Annotated in this window: 20 protein-coding genes and 1 tRNA gene; 14 read left to right on the forward strand and 7 right to left on the reverse strand. The window is 66.0% G+C overall.

Annotated elements, in window-relative coordinates; genetic code table 11:
* Nucleotides 1-87 precede the first annotated feature (87 nt).
* From lgt to B0T44_RS15970, 4 genes are all read left to right on the forward strand, one after another.
* Nucleotides 88-1,323, forward strand: a complete 1,236-nt coding sequence (gene lgt / locus B0T44_RS15955) for a prolipoprotein diacylglyceryl transferase (protein ID WP_081512200.1) — start codon at nt 88-90, stop codon at nt 1,321-1,323.
* A gap of 165 nt (nt 1,324-1,488) precedes the next feature.
* Nucleotides 1,489-1,953: a TM2 domain-containing protein gene (locus B0T44_RS15960; RefSeq protein ID WP_077119919.1), complete on the forward strand. Its 465-nt coding sequence runs from the start codon at nt 1,489-1,491 to the stop codon at nt 1,951-1,953.
* Between the two features lie 83 nt (nt 1,954-2,036).
* Nucleotides 2,037-3,455 carry a pyruvate kinase gene (gene pyk / locus B0T44_RS15965; RefSeq protein ID WP_175648102.1) on the forward strand — a complete coding sequence of 473 codons (1,419 nt, stop codon included), beginning with the start codon at nt 2,037-2,039 and terminating at the stop codon, nt 3,453-3,455.
* Between the two features lie 25 nt (nt 3,456-3,480).
* The gene (locus B0T44_RS15970) at nt 3,481-4,383 is read left to right on the forward strand and encodes an acyl-CoA thioesterase (RefSeq protein ID WP_245839562.1); all 903 of its coding nucleotides are present in this window, start codon (nt 3,481-3,483) and stop codon (nt 4,381-4,383) included.
* Nucleotides 4,384-4,419: 36 nt separating this feature from the next.
* On the opposite strand, the gene B0T44_RS15975 is transcribed toward B0T44_RS15970, so the two are convergent.
* The 5 genes from B0T44_RS15975 to B0T44_RS15995 form a co-directional block, all read right to left on the reverse strand.
* Entirely contained in the window at nt 4,420-5,160 is a 741-nt protein-coding gene (locus B0T44_RS15975; RefSeq protein WP_077119923.1) for a CPBP family intramembrane glutamic endopeptidase, read from the reverse strand.
* 48 nt (nt 5,161-5,208) lie between these two features.
* On the reverse strand, nt 5,209-5,616 hold the full coding sequence (locus tag B0T44_RS15980) for a hypothetical protein (RefSeq protein WP_077119926.1): 408 nt from the start codon (nt 5,614-5,616) through the stop codon (nt 5,209-5,211).
* A 78-nt stretch (nt 5,617-5,694) separates the two neighbouring features.
* Nucleotides 5,695-6,324, reverse strand: a complete 630-nt coding sequence (locus B0T44_RS15985) for an arsenate reductase/protein-tyrosine-phosphatase family protein (protein ID WP_077119928.1) — start codon at nt 6,322-6,324, stop codon at nt 5,695-5,697.
* Nucleotides 6,325-6,462: 138 nt separating this feature from the next.
* A complete protein-coding gene (locus B0T44_RS15990) occupies nt 6,463-6,978 on the reverse strand; it encodes a monooxygenase family protein (RefSeq protein ID WP_077120042.1) in 516 nt (171 codons plus the stop codon).
* A 161-nt stretch (nt 6,979-7,139) separates the two neighbouring features.
* Nucleotides 7,140-7,226 (reverse strand) — tRNA-Leu (locus tag B0T44_RS15995).
* Nucleotides 7,227-7,448: 222 nt separating this feature from the next.
* On the opposite strand from B0T44_RS15995, the gene B0T44_RS16000 reads away from it, so the two are divergent.
* The 4 genes from B0T44_RS16000 (at nt 7,449) to B0T44_RS16010 (ending at nt 11,746) form a co-directional block, all read left to right on the forward strand.
* Complete coding sequence (locus tag B0T44_RS16000; RefSeq protein ID WP_077119930.1) at nt 7,449-8,045, forward strand: ANTAR domain-containing response regulator; 597 nt, start codon at nt 7,449-7,451, stop codon at nt 8,043-8,045.
* Nucleotides 8,046-8,156: 111 nt separating this feature from the next.
* A complete protein-coding gene (gene polA / locus B0T44_RS16005) occupies nt 8,157-10,913 on the forward strand; it encodes a DNA polymerase I (protein ID WP_077119931.1) in 2,757 nt (918 codons plus the stop codon).
* 186 nt (nt 10,914-11,099) lie between these two features.
* A complete protein-coding gene (locus tag B0T44_RS28065) occupies nt 11,100-11,231 on the forward strand; it encodes a hypothetical protein (RefSeq protein ID WP_254893685.1) in 132 nt (43 codons plus the stop codon).
* Nucleotides 11,232-11,311: 80 nt separating this feature from the next.
* A complete protein-coding gene (locus B0T44_RS16010; RefSeq protein WP_077119932.1) occupies nt 11,312-11,746 on the forward strand; it encodes an alpha-isopropylmalate synthase regulatory domain-containing protein in 435 nt (144 codons plus the stop codon).
* 166 nt (nt 11,747-11,912) lie between these two features.
* Here the strand turns inward: B0T44_RS16010 and trxA are convergent, their stop codons facing one another.
* Complete coding sequence (gene trxA, locus B0T44_RS16015; RefSeq protein WP_077119934.1) at nt 11,913-12,296, reverse strand: thioredoxin; 384 nt, start codon at nt 12,294-12,296, stop codon at nt 11,913-11,915.
* A 150-nt stretch (nt 12,297-12,446) separates the two neighbouring features.
* Nucleotides 12,447-12,974: a 2'-5' RNA ligase family protein gene (locus B0T44_RS16020; RefSeq protein WP_077119936.1), complete on the reverse strand. Its 528-nt coding sequence runs from the start codon at nt 12,972-12,974 to the stop codon at nt 12,447-12,449.
* Nucleotides 12,975-13,078: 104 nt separating this feature from the next.
* On the opposite strand from B0T44_RS16020, the gene B0T44_RS16025 reads away from it, so the two are divergent.
* The 6 genes from B0T44_RS16025 (at nt 13,079) to B0T44_RS16050 (ending at nt 18,420) form a co-directional block, all read left to right on the forward strand.
* The gene (locus B0T44_RS16025) at nt 13,079-13,999 is read left to right on the forward strand and encodes an ABC transporter substrate-binding protein (protein ID WP_077119938.1); all 921 of its coding nucleotides are present in this window, start codon (nt 13,079-13,081) and stop codon (nt 13,997-13,999) included.
* A 2-nt stretch (nt 14,000-14,001) separates the two neighbouring features.
* Nucleotides 14,002-14,925 (forward strand): amino acid ABC transporter permease, encoded by a 924-nt coding sequence (locus B0T44_RS16030; RefSeq protein ID WP_077119940.1) that lies wholly within the window; start codon nt 14,002-14,004, stop codon nt 14,923-14,925.
* Nucleotides 14,926-14,948: 23 nt separating this feature from the next.
* Nucleotides 14,949-15,701, forward strand: coding sequence for an amino acid ABC transporter ATP-binding protein (locus B0T44_RS16035; protein ID WP_077120044.1), 753 nt, complete (start codon nt 14,949-14,951; stop codon nt 15,699-15,701).
* A gap of 190 nt (nt 15,702-15,891) precedes the next feature.
* A complete protein-coding gene (locus tag B0T44_RS16040; RefSeq protein ID WP_077119942.1) occupies nt 15,892-16,776 on the forward strand; it encodes an SPFH domain-containing protein in 885 nt (294 codons plus the stop codon).
* Between the two features lie 9 nt (nt 16,777-16,785).
* Complete coding sequence (locus tag B0T44_RS16045) at nt 16,786-16,965, forward strand: type II toxin-antitoxin system antitoxin (RefSeq protein WP_077119944.1); 180 nt, start codon at nt 16,786-16,788, stop codon at nt 16,963-16,965.
* Between the two features lie 273 nt (nt 16,966-17,238).
* The gene (locus B0T44_RS16050; RefSeq protein ID WP_139347942.1) at nt 17,239-18,420 is read left to right on the forward strand and encodes an FAD-binding protein; all 1,182 of its coding nucleotides are present in this window, start codon (nt 17,239-17,241) and stop codon (nt 18,418-18,420) included.
* Nucleotides 18,421-18,495: the final 75 nt, after the last annotated feature.

Genomic DNA, 18,495 nt, shown 5'->3' on the forward strand with positions numbered 1-18,495 from the left:
AACCAGCCGACCGACCGCGGAACTTGCGATCGGGATGGGCTCGACTACCGTGGCCCCGTGACCTTACGAGCGCTGGCCGACACTGTCCTGAGCAACGGAGCCTTCGCAGAACACACGCAGCATGCCGCCACCGCGGACGTGCTCGCCTACCTGCCCAGCCCACCGCAGGGCGTATGGCAGTTGGGGCCGTTCCCGTTGCGGGCCTACGCGTTGTGCATCATTGCGGGCATCATCGTCGCCGTCTGGTGGGGTGAGCGGCGCTGGCAGGAACGCGGCGGCGACAAGGGCACTGTGCTCGACGTCGCCGTGTTCGCGGTCCCGTTCGGGCTGATCGGCGGCAGGCTCTATCACGTGGCCACCGATTGGCAGAAGTATTTCGGCCCCGACGGCGACCCCCTGGACGCGCTGAAGATCTATCAGGGCGGCCTCGGGATCTGGGGCGCGGTGTTCTTCGGCGCTGTCGGCGCCTGGATCGGCTGCCGCGTCTACAAAGTTCCGTTACCCGCCCTCGGTGACGCGATCGCGCCGCCGATCCTGCTCGCCCAGGCCATCGGCCGTCTCGGTAACTACTTCAATCAGGAACTCTACGGCCGGGAAACCGACGTGCCGTGGGGTCTGCAGATCTTCCTGCGTTTCGACGACGCCGGTCAGCTCGACATGATGAACGGCGTCTCCTCTGGAGAAGTGCTGAAGGTCGTGCACCCGACGTTCCTCTACGAACTGCTGTGGAACGTGTTCGTGGTGGTGCTGCTGGTGCTGATCGATCGCCGCTACCGAATCGGGCACGGCCGCCTGTTCGCGCTGTACGTCGCCGGATACAGTTTCGGCCGTTTCTTCGTCGAACTCATGCGTGACGACGAGGCCACTCAGATCGCCGGTATCCGCATCAACTCGTTCACCGCGGCACTGGTCTTCCTCGCCGCGATCGCCTACTTCCTGCTGGCGACCCGGGGCCGGGAAGCGCCCGGTGTGCTGCGGCCCGGCGGAGGTCCCCGGCCGTGGCCGTGGCAATTCGGCGCGCTGCGGGAAGCCGGAAAACCCGCCGATACCGAGGCCGGGTCGGCCACCGCCGCAGCTGACGAACAGGAATCGGACACGGCCGACGAATCGGGCGCGGTATCGCCGCCGGATGATGCGGAAACCGAACCGAACGATGTGGGCTCGGCAACGCAGGGATCGACTACTGCCACTACCACCGATTCCGACCACGCTGCTGCCGATCCGGACAGGCAGGCGCAGGACGAGTCATCAGACGACGTCATCTCTGACGAGATCATCGGCCGGAAGACCACCTCTGCAGTGAGTACCGCCGATAAATACTGATCTGTCCTGGCGTGCCGCCCACGGTTCGAGCCGTGGGCGGCAGCGGCGTGCTGTGACGAATCGAGCGTCTGCCGCGATACTCAGGCAGAATCTTGCAGACCTTATCCGCAGCTGCCGCGGGTGACGGATGTCCTCCGAGGTGGGGGCTGGAAAGAAGGAGAAACCATGACGGATCCGTACCAGAACTACCCGAGTGGGCCGCAGTACGGCCCGCCCGGAACTGGTCCAGATCTGGGCAAGCACGACAGCGGCCAGCAGTATCAGCAGCCGCAGTATCAGCAGCCCTATCCGGGCGGCCCCAACGCGCAACAGCCGTACGCGGGCGGCGGGTACGGCTACCCGGCCCCGATGCCGGGCTACAATCCCGGCGATCCGGAAGCCCCCTACGGCCGGGACATGTATGGTGTGCCGTTCTCCGATAAGCAGAAGGTGCTGGCCGGGCTGCTGCAGATCTTCCTCGGGGGTTTCGGTGTCGGACGGTTCTACACCGGCCACACGAGCATCGCGGTCTGGCAGATCGCCGCCACCTGGCTGACCTGCGGTATCGGCGGTATCTGGCCGTTCATCGACGGCATCATGATGCTGATGGGCAAGGTGACCGACCAGTACGGCCGCCCGCTGCGCGACTGATAGGTGGTGAACATGATGGTCTTCTTCTGTGTCCCCCGCGGGCACAGCGCGCCGTCGCGGTCCGGGATGACTAGGCTCGACTCGTGATGCGACGGACGAAGATTGTGTGCACCCTCGGCCCGGCCACTGCCACCGAGGACCGTATTCGAGAACTCGTCGAGAGCGGTATGGACGTGGCGCGGCTGAATTTCAGCCACGGCGAGCACTCCGACCATGCCGAGAACTACAAGAAAGTGCGGCAGGCCTCCGACCATATCGGCCGGGCCGTCGGCATCCTCGCCGATCTGCAGGGACCGAAGATCCGACTCGGCCGGTTCCTCGAAGGGCGCACCGTGTGGGCGACCGGGGAAGAGGTGCGCATCACCGTCGACGAGATCGACGGCACGCACGACCGGGTCTCCACCACATACAAGGAGCTGGCCACCGACGCCAAACCGGGCGATCGGCTGCTGGTCGACGACGGCAAGGTCGGGCTCACCGTGACCGCCGTCGAGGGCAACGACGTCGTCTGCCGGGTCACCGAGGGGGGCCCGGTCAGCAACAACAAGGGTGTATCGCTGCCCGGGATGGATGTCTCGGTTCCGGCGTTGTCGGACAAGGACATCGAGGATCTCGAGTTCGCGCTGAAACTGGGCGTGGACTTCATCGCCCTGTCATTCGTGCGATCGCCCGCGGATGTGGAGCTGGTGCACGATGTGATGGACCGGGTCGGGCGCCGGGTGCCGGTGGTCGGCAAACTGGAGAAGCCCGAAGCGATCGACAATCTCGAGGCCGTGGTGCTCGCTTTCGACGCAGTGATGGTCGCGCGCGGTGACCTCGGCGTCGAGCTGCCGCTGGAGCAGGTTCCGATCGTGCAGAAGCGGGCCATCCAAATGGCCAGGGAGAACGCGAAACCCGTTATCGTCGCCACCCAGATGCTGGAGTCGATGATCGAGAACTCGCGTCCTACTCGCGCCGAGGCCTCCGATGTGGCCAACGCGGTGCTCGACGGCGCGGACGCGGTGATGCTCTCGGGAGAAACCTCGGTCGGCAAATACCCGATCGAAACGGTGCGCACCATGTCCCGCATCGTGCACGCGGTGGAAACCGAATCGACCCGGGTGCCGCCGCTGACGCACGTACCGCGCACCAAACGCGGCGTCATCTCCTACGCCGCCCGCGATATCGGTGAACGTCTGAACGCCAAGGCGCTGGTCGCGTTCACCCAGTCCGGCGATACCGTGCGCAGGCTCGCTCGGCTGCACACCCCGCTGCCGCTGCTGGCGTTCACCCCGCTGCCGGAGGTACGCAGCCAGCTTGCGCTCACCTGGGGTACCGAAACGTTCATCGTGCCGACCGTCGATACCACTGACGCAATGATCAAACAGGTCGATCAGGCGCTGCTGACGATGAACCGCTACCAGAAAGGCGATCTGGTCGTCATCGTGGCGGGCTCGCCACCCGGTACCGTCGGTTCCACCAACCTGATCCATGTACACCGCATCGGCGAGGAGGACCACTAGTGAGTGAACGCAACGAGGTGGCGTCGTGACCGTTTCGCTGGATACTGCCCGGCCCGCTATCGGGACCGAGCGGTCCGACCTGCACGTGCTGCTGGACCTGCTCGATCTGGAGGAAGTCGGCGAGGACGTCTTCCTCGGCAGACATCCGGAAAAAGTGTGGAGCCGCACCTTCGGTGGCCAGCTGGTGGCGCAGGCGATCATCGCGGCGGGCCGCACTGTCGGCGACCGCCCGGTGCACGCGATCAACGCGCATTTCGTACGCGGCGGCGATGTGAAGAAGCCGATCGAATACCGGGTGGACCGGCACCGCGACGGCCGCGCCTTCGCCAACCGCACGGTCACCGCCAGCCAGGACGGGCAGGAACTGTTCGTCATGCTGGCCGCGTTCCAAGACTGGGGTAAAGGGCTGGAGCACGCGCACGCCCAGCCGGAAGTACCCGGCCCGGAGGTGCTGCCGCGGATCGAGGAGACCTTCGTCGGCCTGGAAGACAAGCTGGAGATGTTCGTCAAGGCGCCGCATCCGATCGATATGCGCTACACGAACGATCCGTCCTGGCTGCTGAAGAGCACCGGCGAACGGCTCAACCACAACCGTGTGTGGATGCGCGCCGACGGCGAACTACCCGACGACCCGCTGATCCACGTCGCGGCACTCGGCTACTCCTCCGACACCACGGTGCTGGATTCGATCATCACCACCCACGGGCTGTCCTGGGGACTGGACCGCATCGTTGCAGCGACGGTCAACCATTCCATCTGGTTCCACCGCCCGTTCCGCTTCGACGAGTGGGCGCTGTACGCCACCGAATCCCCCGTTGCCGCAGGCTCACGTGGGCTGGCTACCGGCCGCTTCTACTCCCGCAGCGGTGATTTGCTGGCCACCACGGTGCAGGAGGGCGTGATTCGGCACTTCCCGTCCCGCAGTTAGACGTGCGTACCTCCGCCTTCGCTTCGGCCGTGCGCTTTATGCGTACCTCCGCCTTCGCTGTGGCCGCACCGAGCCGGGCGGGCAGGTGACGGCGGAAGATCGTAGGAGGACGCAGAACAGCGCGGCGGCCGCGGTCACCATGCCCACCACCCACATCGCCGGCGCAGTGGTGTAGCCGGGAAACAGCGAACTCCCGACATTGGACGTGGCATGGACGGTTGTCGCGGTCAGCGCCAGGCCGCCCGACGCTTCATACACGGAGACGATGAGCACCCGCAGCGCCACGGTGGACACGAACCATCCGCCGATCCACGCGACGGTACGTCCCACCTGGAGCAGCGGGATCAGATGCCACACCGCCCACACCAGGCCGAGCAGCAGTCCGGCGGTGGTGGCGTCGAGCCGGTGGCGCAGCGGGCCGAGAACATAGCCTGTCCAGCCGATCTCCTCAGCCAGCGCGGCGATCAGGAAGACCACCAGGAAAACCGGCAGCATCCGCCACGGAGGGTCGGCGTGGGTGTGCGCACCGCCGAGCCACAGCAGCGTATAGGCGAGGAGCAGCAGCGCCGGGACCAGCATGAGGGCCACTGCGATCCAGGGCATCGCGTCTGGCGTGCCCATCCGCAATGCCCACCTCGTCAACGCGCGGCGTCCGGAGCGCCCAGCGACGAGGTACGCGGCGACGGCGGGGCAGACGAACATGAACGCGCTCGACGGCAGTTCGTTGGGCAGACCGGGGATACTGCCCGCGATCGCGCCGACCACGAGAAACGGCACCGACAGGGCGAAGACCAGCAGGAAGAAATATGTCGGTGTGCGCAGGGTTCAGATCCGTTCGCGGGTGAGATGCAGGTCGACGTCGGTGCGTCGGTTGGCGCTGATGGTGAACGGGACCTCGATGCCGGTGGCGGCGCCGACCCCTGCGGTGAGCCGGTGTTCGAGCGCTGTCACCGCGGTTTCGGTGAGTTCGGCAGGGTCGCCGACCAGGCTGAGCGCGATCTCGTAGGTGGCGTGACCGGCGGGGTCGCGGCCCGGGTTGCTGTGGCGCCAGCGGGCACCGAGGGCGCGGTGGATCGGGTCGTCAGGCGCGACCGGGAGGGTGAAACGCCAGGCGAAGACGTCTCGATGCTGTAGTTGGTCGTCCAGCGCGGAGCGGACGGTGTCGACGATCCGTTCGAGGGTTTCCGGTGTCACGTATACATGGAGCGAAACATCCGAAATCCGTTTCGGCATGTCTGGGTCCTGTCGTGTCGAACCTGCAACGGCAGTGGTTGTTTCGCGGGGGAGTGTAGTACCTCGCCGCACCGGGCGTCAGGCATACCACCCGGTTCGCTGCGCCGCGAGCAGTGCGGACAGCGGCGCAGGCGCGGCGCTGGGCTGCAGTACCAGCCCCGGCCGCGGGTCGTCGACGGGCGGTTCGGACATCCCGGCGGCCAGTGTCAGCAGCAGCGGCAGCAGCGTCTCGGCGATCCGGTCGCCGACCTCGCAGTAGGCGTGGGCGGACAGCCCGACCGGGTCGGCGATGTTCTCCCGCCCCACCAGCGCCAGATCATGGCGCGCCCGGTGCAGATCGGCGACCGTGCGCGCGCCGGTGACCTTGGCGATCCGGTGGGCTTCGAGCAGGGTGAAGGTGCGTGCGGCGGCGCCGAAAGCCATCTCGGCGGCCTGGTCGCGGATCTGCTCGGTCATCGCGAGCACAATGTCGGCGCGGTCGATATGTTCCGGTTTCAGTTTGCGTGCCCGGAAGTTGCTCGGGTCGGCGCCGAGCCCGGCGATGGTTTCCGCGGCGAGCGGTTCCACCGGAAAACCGACGAGTGCCCTGGTGCCCGCGCTGTCCGCGGTGAGCCCGGTGAGGCGGCATTCGACTGCGATGGCGCGCGCGAGTCGTTCGGCGATCACCGAACGGCACACATTGCCGTTGCAGACGAACAGGACGTGCATGCGGCTACGGTAATTCGCCTGATTACCTGGCAGAAGTGGGTAAAGCTCGATATCACACACCTCACGTCGCATATTCATCTGCGCGTAGCGTGCCGTACACGAAAGAGCAGCGCCGACCGCAGCGGCGTGGTGTTCGGTTCAGCGGCCGGATTCACCCGAGTAGTAATCCGTTTCGCTCACCACCGGCGGGGTAGCCGCGGGTTCGCCGAGTATCCGTTCTCGGGTGCTGAACATCGGGCCACGGGCGGGGACGAGTGGCGCGAAACGGGCCAGCCCGGCAGCGGCTCCCATATCGTCGTACACCGCGTCGATGCCGCCGCGGACGAAATACGCCTCATGCCAGAAACCGGTCCCGCCGGAGTCCCGCAGGAAGCGCCGCCACCAGTCGCGATGCGGCGTCGACCGGGTCCACCGTTCCAGGCTGTCCAGGTCACGCCAGTATTGGCGGGCGCCCCAATGCGGCGGTATCAGCGACCAGATCACGTCCTCGTGCAACAGCAGCCCGTCCGGGCGCTCCTGATGGGAGCGGTAGAGCGACGGTCCGACACCGAGCAGCCGCAACATGCCCTTGGGGGTGCGCACGCGCATACCGAGGCAGATGACCACCAGGTCCGGGTATCCGGACAGATCCACCGTCGCCCTGTCCACCCGCATCGCCGCCACCTCCGCACAGCTCGTCCACGCCCCTACACCTGTTCAGGGGTACGGAGGGGGTGCTTCGCGGGTTCGAGCGGTGAGATGGGTTACCTGTGCCGGTGCGCGGATCACTGTGGACCGGTTCGGACCGAGTGAGGGCGAAAACCACCCCCACTACATGGTGCCGAGTGTGGGACTCGAACCCACACGCCCTTTCGGGCAACGGTTTTTGAGACCGTCGCGTCTGCCAGTTCCGCCAACTCGGCGCACCGGGTGGAAATGATAGCGGGTGGGGGGTTCGTTCGGCGAACCGGTTGGCCTTTTTCTACGTTATCCGGGTTTACGCTGGGTATATGCGTTGTGCACGGGGGTGAAAGGTAGTCTCTACATCACTCGATTGCGCGACGGTGGATCGATGGCCGGGTTCGTCGGTCGTTCCCGCGGTCTGTCGGGTCGGGGACAGAGCATCGAAACCAGAGGGGTCTTTCATGAGCACTACTGCGGGCGCCGGGGCGAAGCGGGTGGTCGTCGCCGAGGACGAAGCGTTGATCCGGATGGATCTGGTCGAGATGCTGACCGAAGAGGGCTACCAGGTGGTCGGTGAGGCAGGTGACGGCCAGCAGGCGGTCGATCTGGCGGTGGAGCACCGTCCCGATCTGGTGATCATGGATGTGAAGATGCCGCGCCGCGACGGCATCGATGCGGCGGCGGAGATCGCGTCCAAACGGGTTGCGCCTGTGGTGATCCTGACTGCGTTCAGTCAGCGGGATCTGGTGGAGCGCGCCCGGGATGCCGGTGCGATGGCCTATTTGGTGAAACCGTTCACGAAATCGGATCTGGTGCCCGCCATCGAATTGGCGGCCAGCCGGTTCCATGAGATCACCGCCTTGGAAAGCGAGGTCGCCAACCTCGCGGAACGTCTGGAGACGCGCAAACTCGTCGAGCGGGCCAAAGGCGTGCTGATGCAGACTCAGGGGTTGTCGGAACCGCAGGCGTTCAAGTGGATTCAGCGCACCGCGATGGACCGGCGCACCACCATGAAGGCGGTTGCCGAAGTGGTACTGGAGAATCTCACCCCGCAGTGACGGCGCCGTTCCCCTTTCCGCCCGGATCGCCGGCCGCTGGGCTGGGTGACTCTGTCCCGTACCCGGTGTCGGCCGGCCGGCTTGTCGGTGGGGGTCCCTAGACTCTGGGGGGTGAGTTCACCGACGACCGCCCAGCGTTCCGTATCCACTCCGGCAACCAGCGGCTCCGCGTCCGATCCCGCCGCGGGTGCTCGCCCCACGCTGCTGCTACTCGACGGTCATTCGCTGGCCTACCGCGCTTTCTATGCGCTGCCCGCGGATAACTTCAAAACGGTCACCGGCCAGACCACGAACGCGGTGTACGGCTTCACCGCAATGCTGATCAACCTGCTGCGCGACGAACAGCCGACGCATATCGCCGCCGCATTCGACGTGTCCAGGAAAACCTTCCGGGTAGAGGCGTACCCGGAGTACAAGGCCAACCGCATCACCACGCCAGAGGAGTTCCGTGGCCAGGTCGAACTCACCCAGGAGGTGCTCGGCGCGCTCGGCATCCCGGTGCTGGCGATCGAGGGTTACGAGGCCGACGATGTGATCGCCACCCTCGCCACCCAGGCGGTGCCACAGGGGTACCGGGTGCTCATCGTCACCGGCGACCGTGACTCCATCCAGTTGGTCAACGACGATGTCACCGTCCTGTACCCGCGCAAGGGCGTCTCCGAACTCACCCGTTTCACCCCGGAGGAAGTGCAGGCCAAATACGGTCTCACCCCGGCGCAGTACCCCGACTACGCGGCATTGCGCGGCGACCCGAGCGACAACCTGCCCGGTATCCCCGGCGTAGGGGAGAAGACCGCCGCGAAATGGATCCGCGAATACGGCGACCTGGACACGCTGGTGGAGAAGGTCGATCAGGTGCGCGGCAAGGTCGGCGACGCGCTGCGGGCCAACCTGAGCAGTGTAGTGCTCAACCGGCAGCTCACCGAAATGGTGCGCGACGTCCCGCTGCCCTATGCCCCCGACCAGTTGGCGCAGGGCCCGTGGGACCGGGAACGTATCCACCACCTGTTCGACGATCTCGAGTTCCGGGTGCTGCGTGACCGGCTGTTCGAAACGCTGGCCCCGCCGACCCCGGAGGCCGAAACGGGTTTCCAGATCAGCGGTCGGGCGCTCGCCCCGGGCAGCGTCGCGGATTGGCTCGCCGATCACGCGAAGGCCGGTGCCCGCCACGGCATTTCGGTAACGGGTAGCGGGCTGCCCGGCCGGGGGGACGTCCGCGCGCTCGCCCTCGCCGCCGCGGACGGTGAAGGCGCCTATATCGACGTCACCGCGCTGACCCCCGAAGACGAGGCCGCGCTCGGCGCCTGGCTGGCCGACCCGGCTCCGCGTAAAGCTGCGCACGAAGCCAAATGCGTGATCCATGCGCTGCGTGGGCGGGGCTGGGTCCTGGCCGGGCTGGCCAGCGATACCGCGCTGGCCGCGTATCTGGTCCGGCCCGGTCAGCGTAGTTTCAATCTCGAAGACCTGTCGCTGCGTTACCTGCGCCGGGAGCTGCGCACCGAAATCGACGACACGCCGCAGCTGTCGCTGCTCGACGAGGAAGACGCCGTCGACACCGAACTGGCGGACAACGAGATGTTGCGTGCCCGTGCGGTCGCCGACCTGGCCGACGCGCTCGACACCGAACTGGACAAGATCGAATCCACCGCCCTGCTCGACGAGATGGAGCTACCGCTGCTCGCGGTGCTCGCCGAGTTGGAGGACGCCGGGATCGCGGTCGATATCGCCCAGCTGGAGGCGCTGCAGCGTCAGTTCGCCGACAAGGTCGCCGACGCTGCCAATGCCGCTTACGCGGTGATCGGCAAACAGATCAACCTCGGTTCGCCCAAACAGCTACAGGTGGTGCTGTTCGACGAGCTCGACATGCCCAAGACCAAACGCACCAAAACCGGCTACACCACCGATGCCGACGCGCTGGAATCGCTGTACGAAAAGACCGAGCATCCGTTCCTGGCGCATCTGCTCGCCCACCGCGACGCCACCCGGCTCAAGGTGACCGTGGACGGCCTGCTCAAATCCGTCGCCGACGACGGCCGCATCCACACCACGTTCAACCAGACCATCGCCGCCACCGGCCGGTTGTCATCCACCGAACCGAATCTGCAGAACATTCCGATCCGCACCGATACCGGCAGGCAGATCCGCGACACCTTCGTCGTCGGCTCCGGCTACGCATCGCTGATGACCGCCGACTACAGCCAGATCGAGATGCGGATCATGGCACACCTGTCCGGTGACGAAGGCTTGATCGAGGCGTTCAACTCCGGGGAGGATCTGCACAGTTTCGTGGCATCCAAGGCGTTCGAGATCCCGATCTCGCAGGTGAGCCCCGAGCTGCGGCGCCGGATCAAGGCCATGTCCTATGGCCTGGCCTATGGGCTGAGCGCCTACGGGCTGTCCGCGCAGTTGCGGATCAGCACCCAGGAGGCCAAGGAACAGATGGAGATCTACTTCTCCCGGTTCGGCGGTATCCGCGACTACCTGCACGAGGTGGTGGAGCAGGCCCGCAAGGTCGGCTACACCCAAACCCTGTTCGGCCGCCGCCGCTACCTGCCCGACCTGGACCACAGCAACCGGCAGCGCCGCGAGGCCGCCGAGCGGATGGCGCTCAACGCCCCCATCCAGGGCACCGCCGCAGACATCATCAAGGTGGCGATGATCAACGTGCACAACGCCGTTCGCGAAGCAGGCCTGCGTTCGCGGATGCTGCTGCAGATCCACGACGAGCTGGTGTTCGAGGTCGCCGAAGGTGAACGCGAAGCACTGGAGAGCCTGGCTCGCGAGCAGATGTCCTCGGCCATCGACCTGTCGGTACCGCTGGACGTCTCCGTCGGTACCGGACGCAGCTGGGACGCCGCTGCTCACTGAACCGGGCTCGATCCGTGTCGTCTCGGTGTGATCACCGGAAGGCTCGACGAGGTGTCGGCCCGGTCACGGTGGCCGGTCTTCCCGCGCGGGGACCGGCGGTGAGCTGGGCGAACAGTACTCGTCGGTAGGGGAAACTGTGCGCGAATATGGTTGCCATCGGGCATCGAACTCTTTATCCTCGATCGCGTGCAGAATCCCGCCGACGGCCAGAATGCCGCGCTGAAAGTCGCCGATCGCGACGGTGCGGTGGTGCTTCCGCTTACCGCGATGGCAGCGCGTCGGCTACTGCTCGTAGTAACCCGCCGTAGCGGGGTCTGATCCGACCGGCCCCCTCGCTGCGGGCCCACTCACTTTCTGCTGGTCGCCACCTCATTCTTTCCGGGGAGACCTCCGTGCATATGACCATGCTGACCTTTACCACCGACGAACTGACCGCCGCCGCGCCCAGGCACCTGAAAGCCGAAAGCGCAGGCCTGACCCCGGACCAATTCCGGGAGCGTTACTGTGACCGCACCGGCCCGATCCGGCTCGCCGGCTGGTCGTCCACCGGAAGCCGCAACGGTGCGTTCACCGCAACCGTCGGATTCAACGGATACGAGCGCACGGTCGTCGCAGCGGGCAGCCCCGTCGCGGCAATGACCTCCGCGCTCTACGAAGCCGGCTACCCCGTCGAAATCCTGCAGTTCCATCAGCGACGCACCGGTGCAGGCACCGCCACCTTCATCCGGTGCGAGTTCAACGGCAGGCGCGGCTGGGGCGCCGCGCTCGCCGCTGATGGAGCCGAATCCTCGGTCCGCGCCATGATCGCAGGTCTCAACGGGCTCGGCGCCTGAGCGTACCTCCGCCTTCGCTTGGCCGTGCTGTAGCTTCTGTGGTCGCGCGGCCGGGTGGGGTCTGCCTACCTGCTGCCTTTGCTTCGGGCGTGCGGCTTACGTGCCTGTGCAACCGAGCGGGTCGTCCCCACAGGATAGTGGGGGCGGCCCGTCCGGGTGTTTCGGCTTATTCCGCCGCCTTCCCGTTTCCGGGCTGCTGTTCGGCGATCTGTTTGCGCACCTCGTCCATATCCAGCGCTTTGACCTGGGTGACCAGGTCCTCCAGGGCGGCAGGCGGCAGTGCGCCCGGCTGCGCGAAGACCAGCACGCCCTCCCGGAACGCCATGATGGTCGGGATGGAGCGGATATTGGCGGCGGCTGCGAGCCCCTGCTCGGCCTCGGTGTCCACCTTGCCGTGCACGACATCGGGGTGCTGCTCCGACGACGCTTCGTAGGTGGGCGCGAAACTGCGGCACGGGCCGCACCAGGAAGCCCAGAAATCGACGAGTACCACGTCGTTTCCGGTGACTACCTCATCGAAATTCTGCTGCGTCAGCGTCTGGGTGGCCATGGACGTCCTCTCATCTGGGGTATGCCGGCTGTAACGCTGGCGGCGGGTGTGGTGTTCCGTGGCGCCGCGTCACGGCGTGGCTGTTCGTTGTGGGCCTGCGTTGTTTTCCCGCGGGCGATGCGGCGATGGGCTGTCGTGGGTCCCACGTTGTCATACGCCGTCGGCGACTGCCCAGGCCCGTCGCCGATCGCCGTCCCATCGTCGAATACCCACCCCGGTCGCGGTGAAATCACGGTCCGCCGCCACAGCCCGTATCGCCTCGCCGAGCAACTGCTGCGGCACCCGCCGCGCCAGCGTCACATGGGGTGTCCAATGGTCCGGCCGCAGATTCGCCGGAACCCCCGGGCACGGTTCGACGATCCGGTGTACCCGCCGCTGCCAGGCCAGCAACTGCTCGGACGGCACCACCAGCCGGACCAGGATCAGCCGCCGCGCGCCGAAGACCAGCACCCCGCCCAGACGTACCGGGAACGGCTCGAAGGCTGTACGTTCCAGTTCCCGATCGATACGCGGCCAGATCTCCCGCGCCACCGACAGCGTGATATGCGGCCTGCCGGGTTCACCGCCGCTCGCCGCGTGGGCCGGACTGGCCAGCCCTGCCTGTGCGAGCAGATCCCACTGCCTGCGGATATATGACTCGGTTGTCTCGTCGAGCAGAAGTTCCACCGACTGCACCATGCTCTGCAGACGGTAGTGCCCCCTATCCTGCTCGGCGTCGATTACCCTCCAGCACGGGTCCCTTCGTCTCGCAGGCTGCGCCGAGCCGGAGAGTGCCGACCCGGATGTGGAGGGCTGTGGTGGCTGGACGATTCCTGCTCGGCAAGCATGCCCTGCGATTGCTGAGTGCGCTTGCTGGGGGTGTGCTGGTGCTCAGCGGCTGCACCACCAATATCGAGGACATCGGCCCCGAAGTGCCGAAGGTGCCGGTGCAGCGGGTCGATGCCATCGCCGCCCGGGTCCCCGCCCCGATCGCACAGTCCGGGGCGCTGGCGGTCGGGGTGAACGTTCCCTATCAGCCCAACGAATACCGCGACCGCAACGGCAATATCGTCGGCTTCGATGTGGACCTGATGAACGCCGTGACCGCGGTGCTCGGTATCCGCGCCGACTACATCGAATCCGCGTTCGAAAAGATCATCCCCGCCGTGCAGGCCGGTACCTATCACGTCGGGATGTCCTCGATCACCGACACCCGCGAACGTGAGAAGCAGGTGGACCTGATCACCTACTTCGCTGCGGGTGTGCAATGGGCGCAGCGCACCGGCCAGCCGATCGACCCGCTGAACGCCTGCGGTAAACGCGTCGCCGTGCAGGCCACCACCGTCGAACACATCGAGGAAGTGCCCGCCAAGAGCGCGCAATGCGTGGCCGAGGGCAACCCCCCGATCGTCATCCAGGCCTTCGACGAACAGAGCGCCGCCACCAACGCCCTTGTGCTCGGTCAGGTGGACGGTATGTCGGCCGATTCGCCGGTGACCGCGTACGCGATCCGTCTCACCGAAGGCAAGATCGAACCGGCGGGCCCGGTCTTCGACGCGCAACCCTACGGCTGGGCGGTGGCCACGGGGTCACCGCTGGGGCCGTTACTGCGCGACGCGCTGCAGCATCTGATCGATAACGGCATATACCGGCAGATCGCCGAGAATTGGGGGGTGCAGGAGGGCGCGATCAGCACCTCTGTCATCAACGGCGCGAGGAGTTGACGATGACGATCAGCACCGACGCAGACCGGTCGGAACCGGAACCGATCAAGGCCGTCCCGCTGCGCAGACCGGGCCGCTGGATCGCCGCCGTGCTCATTCTGGTGCTGGCCGGGCTGTTCGTGTACGGCGCCGCCACCAACCCGGCCTACCGCTGGGATGTGTACTGGCAGTACCTGCGCGATAGCCGGATCGCCGCAGGTGCGGTGGTCACCCTCGAATTGACCGTGCTGGCCATGGCGATCGCCGTGATACTCGGCACCGTGCTCGCGGTGATGCGGTTGTCACCGAATCCGGTACTGCGTGCCAGCGCGTGGCTGTATCTGTGGATTTTCCGTGGGACACCGGTTTTCGTGCAGTTGGTGCTGTGGGGTCTGGTGCCGTCGCTGTATCAGCGGATCGTGATCGGCATCCCGTTCGGACCGCAGTTCACGGAACTGGATGTGCAGAGTCTGCAGGCCGCTTTCGCGTTCGCGGTGATCGGTCTCGGGCTCAACGAGGCCGCTTATATGGCCGAAATCGTGCGTGCCGGAATCAATTCCGTTGGCGAGGGGCAGCGGGAAGCGTCGATCGCGCTCGGTATGTCCTGGTCGCAGACGATGCGCCGCACCGTGCTTCCGCAGGCGATGCGGGTGATCATCCCGCCCACCGGCAACGAACTCATCGGGATGCTGAAAACCACAGCGCTGGTCACCGCCATCCCGCTGAGCACCGACCTGTACGGGCGTGCGCGCGATATCTACGGCGTGAACTTCCTGCCCATTCCGCTGCTGCTGGTCACCGCTACCTGGTATCTGGCGATCACCAGCGTGCTGATGGTGGGGCAGTACTACCTGGAGCGGTACTACTCGAAGGGGTTGTCGCGGCAGCTCACCGCCGGGCAACTGCGGGAACTGGCCGAGGCCGAGAACGTGGAGAGGGCGAAGTGAACGAGCGCAGCGGTGCCGTGCCGATGATCGTGGCCGACCGGGTGTGCAAGAGTTTCGGCGCGTTGCCGGTGCTCAAAGGGGTGTCGCTCGAGGTCGGGCGTGGACAGGTGCTGTGTGTGATCGGTCCGTCGGGCTCGGGGAAATCCACTTTTCTGCGTTGTATCAACCATCTGGAACAGATCGATGCCGGACGCCTGTATGTCGATGGTGAACTGGTCGGCTACCGCGAGCGCAACGGCAAACTCTACGAACTGCACCCGCGGGATGCGGCCAGGCAGCGCCGGGAGATCGGGATGGTCTTCCAGCATTTCAACCTGTTCCCGCACCGCACCGCGCTGGCCAATATCGTCGAGGCACCCACTGTGGTCAACAAGGTCCGCCGGGCCGACGCGGTGGCCAGGGCGCAGCAGTTGCTGGATCGGGTGGGTCTGGTCGGCAAGGCGAACGCCTATCCTGCGCAGCTGTCCGGCGGACAGCAGCAGCGGGTCGCGATCGCACGCGCGCTGGCCATGGACCCGAAACTGATGCTGTTCGACGAACCGACGTCCGCCCTGGACCCCGAGCTGGTCGGGGAGGTGCTGACGGTGATGCGTGAACTCGCCGATTCCGGCATGACCATGGTCGTGGTCACTCACGAAATGGGTTTCGCGCGCGAGGTCGCCGACCAGCTGGTCTTCATGGATCGAGGGGTGGTCGTCGAAGCCGGTCCGCCCGCCGATCTGTTGTCGAATCCACGGCAGGACCGGACCAAGGCATTCCTGTCCCGGCTGCTGTAGCGGCTGGTCTCGGCACCGGCCCGTCATCTTTGTCCGGCCTGTTGGAGCAAGGCGAAACCGGGCCACGGGACATGGCCCGCTGAAACCACAGCATTCGCCTGACGAGCTGTCATGGACGTTCGGCCAGATGTCCGGGATTCTGAGGCACTTTGCTACCATGGTGATATCACTTTGATAGTTGGAGGAAGTTATGGAGCTTCGCGCCGCGGTCCGTACCAACGGATTCGTCGTCCTGTTCGCTTGGCTGGTGGTGACAGCTGCCGTCAGCGGCGCGGCGGCGGTGGGATTCATCGTCTGGACGCGCGACAGCAATAGTGCGGCGCTGGCCGTCGCGATCGTCGCCTGCGTTGTGCTGGCGCTGCTGTTGCTCGCGATCACCTGTCTGACCGTGATCAACCCGAACGAGGCCAAAGTGGTGCAGTTCTTCGGCCGCTACATCGGTTCGGTGAGCGATCCCGGCTTCTATGCCGTGCTGCCGCTGACCGACCGGCGCAGTATCTCGCTGCGGGTGCGCAACTTCGAAACGCAGAAGTTGAAGGTCAACGACGCCGACGGCAACCCCGTCGAAATCGCCGCGGTGGTGGTCTACCGCGTGGTCGACAGCTTCAAGGCAGCCTTCGCTGTCGACGACTACGAGGAGTACGTGGCGACGCAGTCCGAGGCGGCGGTTCGGCACCTCGCGACCAGTCACCCCTACGACGCGCACCAGCAGGGCCGAACCAGCCTGCGTGACGGCGCGGAAATCGCCGAAGAACTGACCGTCGAACTGCGTGAACGTACCGAGATGGCCGGTATCGAAGTGCTCGAGGCCCGCATCACCCACCTCGCTTACGCGCCCGAAATCGCCCAGGCCATGCTGGTGCGCCAGCAGGCCGCGCAGGTCGTTGCCGCCCGCACCCACATCGTGGAGGGCGCGGTCGGCATGGTCGGCTTGGCGCTGGAACGACTGTCCGAACAGGGAGTGGTGGAGTTGGACGAGGAGCGTAAAGCGACGATGGTGTCGAACCTGCTCGTCGTCCTCTGCGGCGACCGCCCCACCCAGCCGGTAGTCAACACCGGGTCCCTCTACTCCTGATTCGCGCCGATGGTCGAACGTAAAAAGGTGCTGCTCCGGCTGGACCCGGCCGTATACGAGGCCATCGCCAGATGGGCGAACGACGATCTGCGCAGCGTCAACGCGCAGATCGAGTTCGCCCTCCGGCGTGCCCTCGACCAGGCTGGTCGCCCACCGCGGCCCCGCACCGGCGGGGAAAGCAGCCAATGAGTCCATCGCTCGACCGAGTGCTGCCGTCATGGCGCTTGCGGCCGGGGCGCGCAGCCTCCCTGAGATACGGTGCGCGGAACAGCAGTGCTGATCGGCGCGCCGCCCGTGCCGGTGCCAACGACCATTGCAGTTCCCTGCGGTGGGAAGCGGCCATACTGTGCACAGCTTCGGTATCCCGAAGAGGAGATCACAAGTTTCCGTGAGGTCGCCATCGAAGAGTTCACCACTGACTTCGGTGGCTTGCGCCGTGCCGTCCCCCGGGCTGTATATCGGATGCCCTCCGCGTTTCCTTCCGCGCTGCTCGGCTCCGGTCGGCCGTTGACACTGCGTGGGGCCGGGCATTCCTGCCATGGGCAAACCGTCACCGACGGCGAGCTGCTCGTCACGTATGCGCCGGGTGCCGCCGCATCGCAGGTGCGGCTTCTCGGCGACGGACTGGTCGAGGTGCCAGCGGGGATGAGCTGGTACGGCTTGGAGCGCTACCTGAACCGTCGCGGCCTGGCCCTTCCGGTACTCACCGACTATCTGCACGTTTCGGTAGGCGGCACTCTCTCGGTGGGCGGCGTCGGTACCTACTCGGTGCGGTACGGTATGCAGGTCGATCAAGTGGAGCGAATTCAGCTGATCGACGGAACGGGTGCCAGCCGCTGGTGCTCGCGTAACGACCATCCCGAGCTGTTCCGGTTCGCGCTCGGCGGGCTCGGTACGGTCGGGTTGATCGAACGGGCAGTGCTGCGCACCGTCCCGTACCAACGCGAGACACATGTGCACCGAGTGCGACATGCCACACTCGCCGAACTCGCCGAGTACGCCGAACGGATCGCGCAGCGCGAGGACGTTGTCGCCTACTGGGCGGGGTTGCGTCGCGACAAGCTCTACTCGTTTATCGGCCTGGACGGCTCGGATCGGCGACGATGCAGCGAGGAGAACTGCACTTTCAGACTTGATCTACCCTTCATCGGGCAGCGGGAGAGCGGGCGGCCTGCCGGTCTACGCGTTGATCGGGTACGCCTGTGGAGCGATTATGTCGTACCCGCCGGGCGCCTCGCGCCGATGGTTGCGGCGGTCGAGCCCCTATTACAGCGTGCTCCCCTGAACCGGGTACGCCCGATTCTGTACTTTCTGATCATGCGCCGTCCGCCCGACGCAACCTCGTTCGCTTTCGCTCCGACCTCCGCTGCCCCTGTCTCGATCGGACTGGGCATCTATACCGGGGTCGAGCCGCACGACCAGGCCGCTGTCGCCGGTATCCGGGACGCATTTCGTGATCTTCTGGCGCGCTGTTGCGAACTGGGTGGGCGTCCTTACCTATACGGCAGTGTCGATCTCGATTCATCTCTGGCGGAGCGACTGTACGGAACCGATCTGGAACGGCTTGCGCAGTTGCGTTCCTCGTACCGGTTGGAACATGTCAATGCCCACCTCCCGCTCGCGCGAGCAGCCGTGCCCACCTGATCCCTGCCGAGCCAAGGACATCAGGCTGCCGAGCCCGTTTCCCCGCCTCGGCCTCGGTCGGCGGCAACCGCTTGT

This window comes from Nocardia donostiensis (assembly GCF_002081715.1).
GTDB lineage: Bacteria > Actinomycetota > Actinomycetes > Mycobacteriales > Mycobacteriaceae > Nocardia > Nocardia donostiensis.

Excerpts from the sequence above, each read along its gene's own strand:
- B0T44_RS16000 (WP_077119930.1), top strand. The coding sequence starts at position 7,449 with ATGAGCACTACTGCGGGCGCCGGGGCGAAGCGGGTGGTCGTCGCCGAG.
- B0T44_RS16010 (WP_077119932.1), top strand. The coding sequence starts at position 11,312 with ATGACCATGCTGACCTTTACCACCGACGAACTGACCGCCGCCGCGCCC.
- B0T44_RS16040 (WP_077119942.1), top strand. The coding sequence starts at position 15,892 with ATGGAGCTTCGCGCCGCGGTCCGTACCAACGGATTCGTCGTCCTGTTC.
- B0T44_RS15980 (WP_077119926.1), bottom strand. The coding sequence starts at position 5,616 with ATGCCGAAACGGATTTCGGATGTTTCGCTCCATGTATACGTGACACCG.
- B0T44_RS15985 (WP_077119928.1), bottom strand. The coding sequence starts at position 6,324 with ATGCACGTCCTGTTCGTCTGCAACGGCAATGTGTGCCGTTCGGTGATC.
- trxA (WP_077119934.1), bottom strand. The coding sequence starts at position 12,296 with ATGGCCACCCAGACGCTGACGCAGCAGAATTTCGATGAGGTAGTCACC.
- B0T44_RS16025 (WP_077119938.1), top strand. The coding sequence starts at position 13,079 with ATGTGGAGGGCTGTGGTGGCTGGACGATTCCTGCTCGGCAAGCATGCC.
- B0T44_RS15960 (WP_077119919.1), top strand. The coding sequence starts at position 1,489 with ATGACGGATCCGTACCAGAACTACCCGAGTGGGCCGCAGTACGGCCCG.
- B0T44_RS16045 (WP_077119944.1), top strand. The coding sequence starts at position 16,786 with ATGGTCGAACGTAAAAAGGTGCTGCTCCGGCTGGACCCGGCCGTATAC.
- B0T44_RS16030 (WP_077119940.1), top strand. The coding sequence starts at position 14,002 with ATGACGATCAGCACCGACGCAGACCGGTCGGAACCGGAACCGATCAAG.
- B0T44_RS16035 (WP_077120044.1), top strand. The coding sequence starts at position 14,949 with ATGATCGTGGCCGACCGGGTGTGCAAGAGTTTCGGCGCGTTGCCGGTG.
- B0T44_RS15990 (WP_077120042.1), bottom strand. The coding sequence starts at position 6,978 with ATGCGGGTGGACAGGGCGACGGTGGATCTGTCCGGATACCCGGACCTG.
- B0T44_RS16020 (WP_077119936.1), bottom strand. The coding sequence starts at position 12,974 with ATGGTGCAGTCGGTGGAACTTCTGCTCGACGAGACAACCGAGTCATAT.
- B0T44_RS16050 (WP_139347942.1), top strand. The coding sequence starts at position 17,239 with ATGCCCTCCGCGTTTCCTTCCGCGCTGCTCGGCTCCGGTCGGCCGTTG.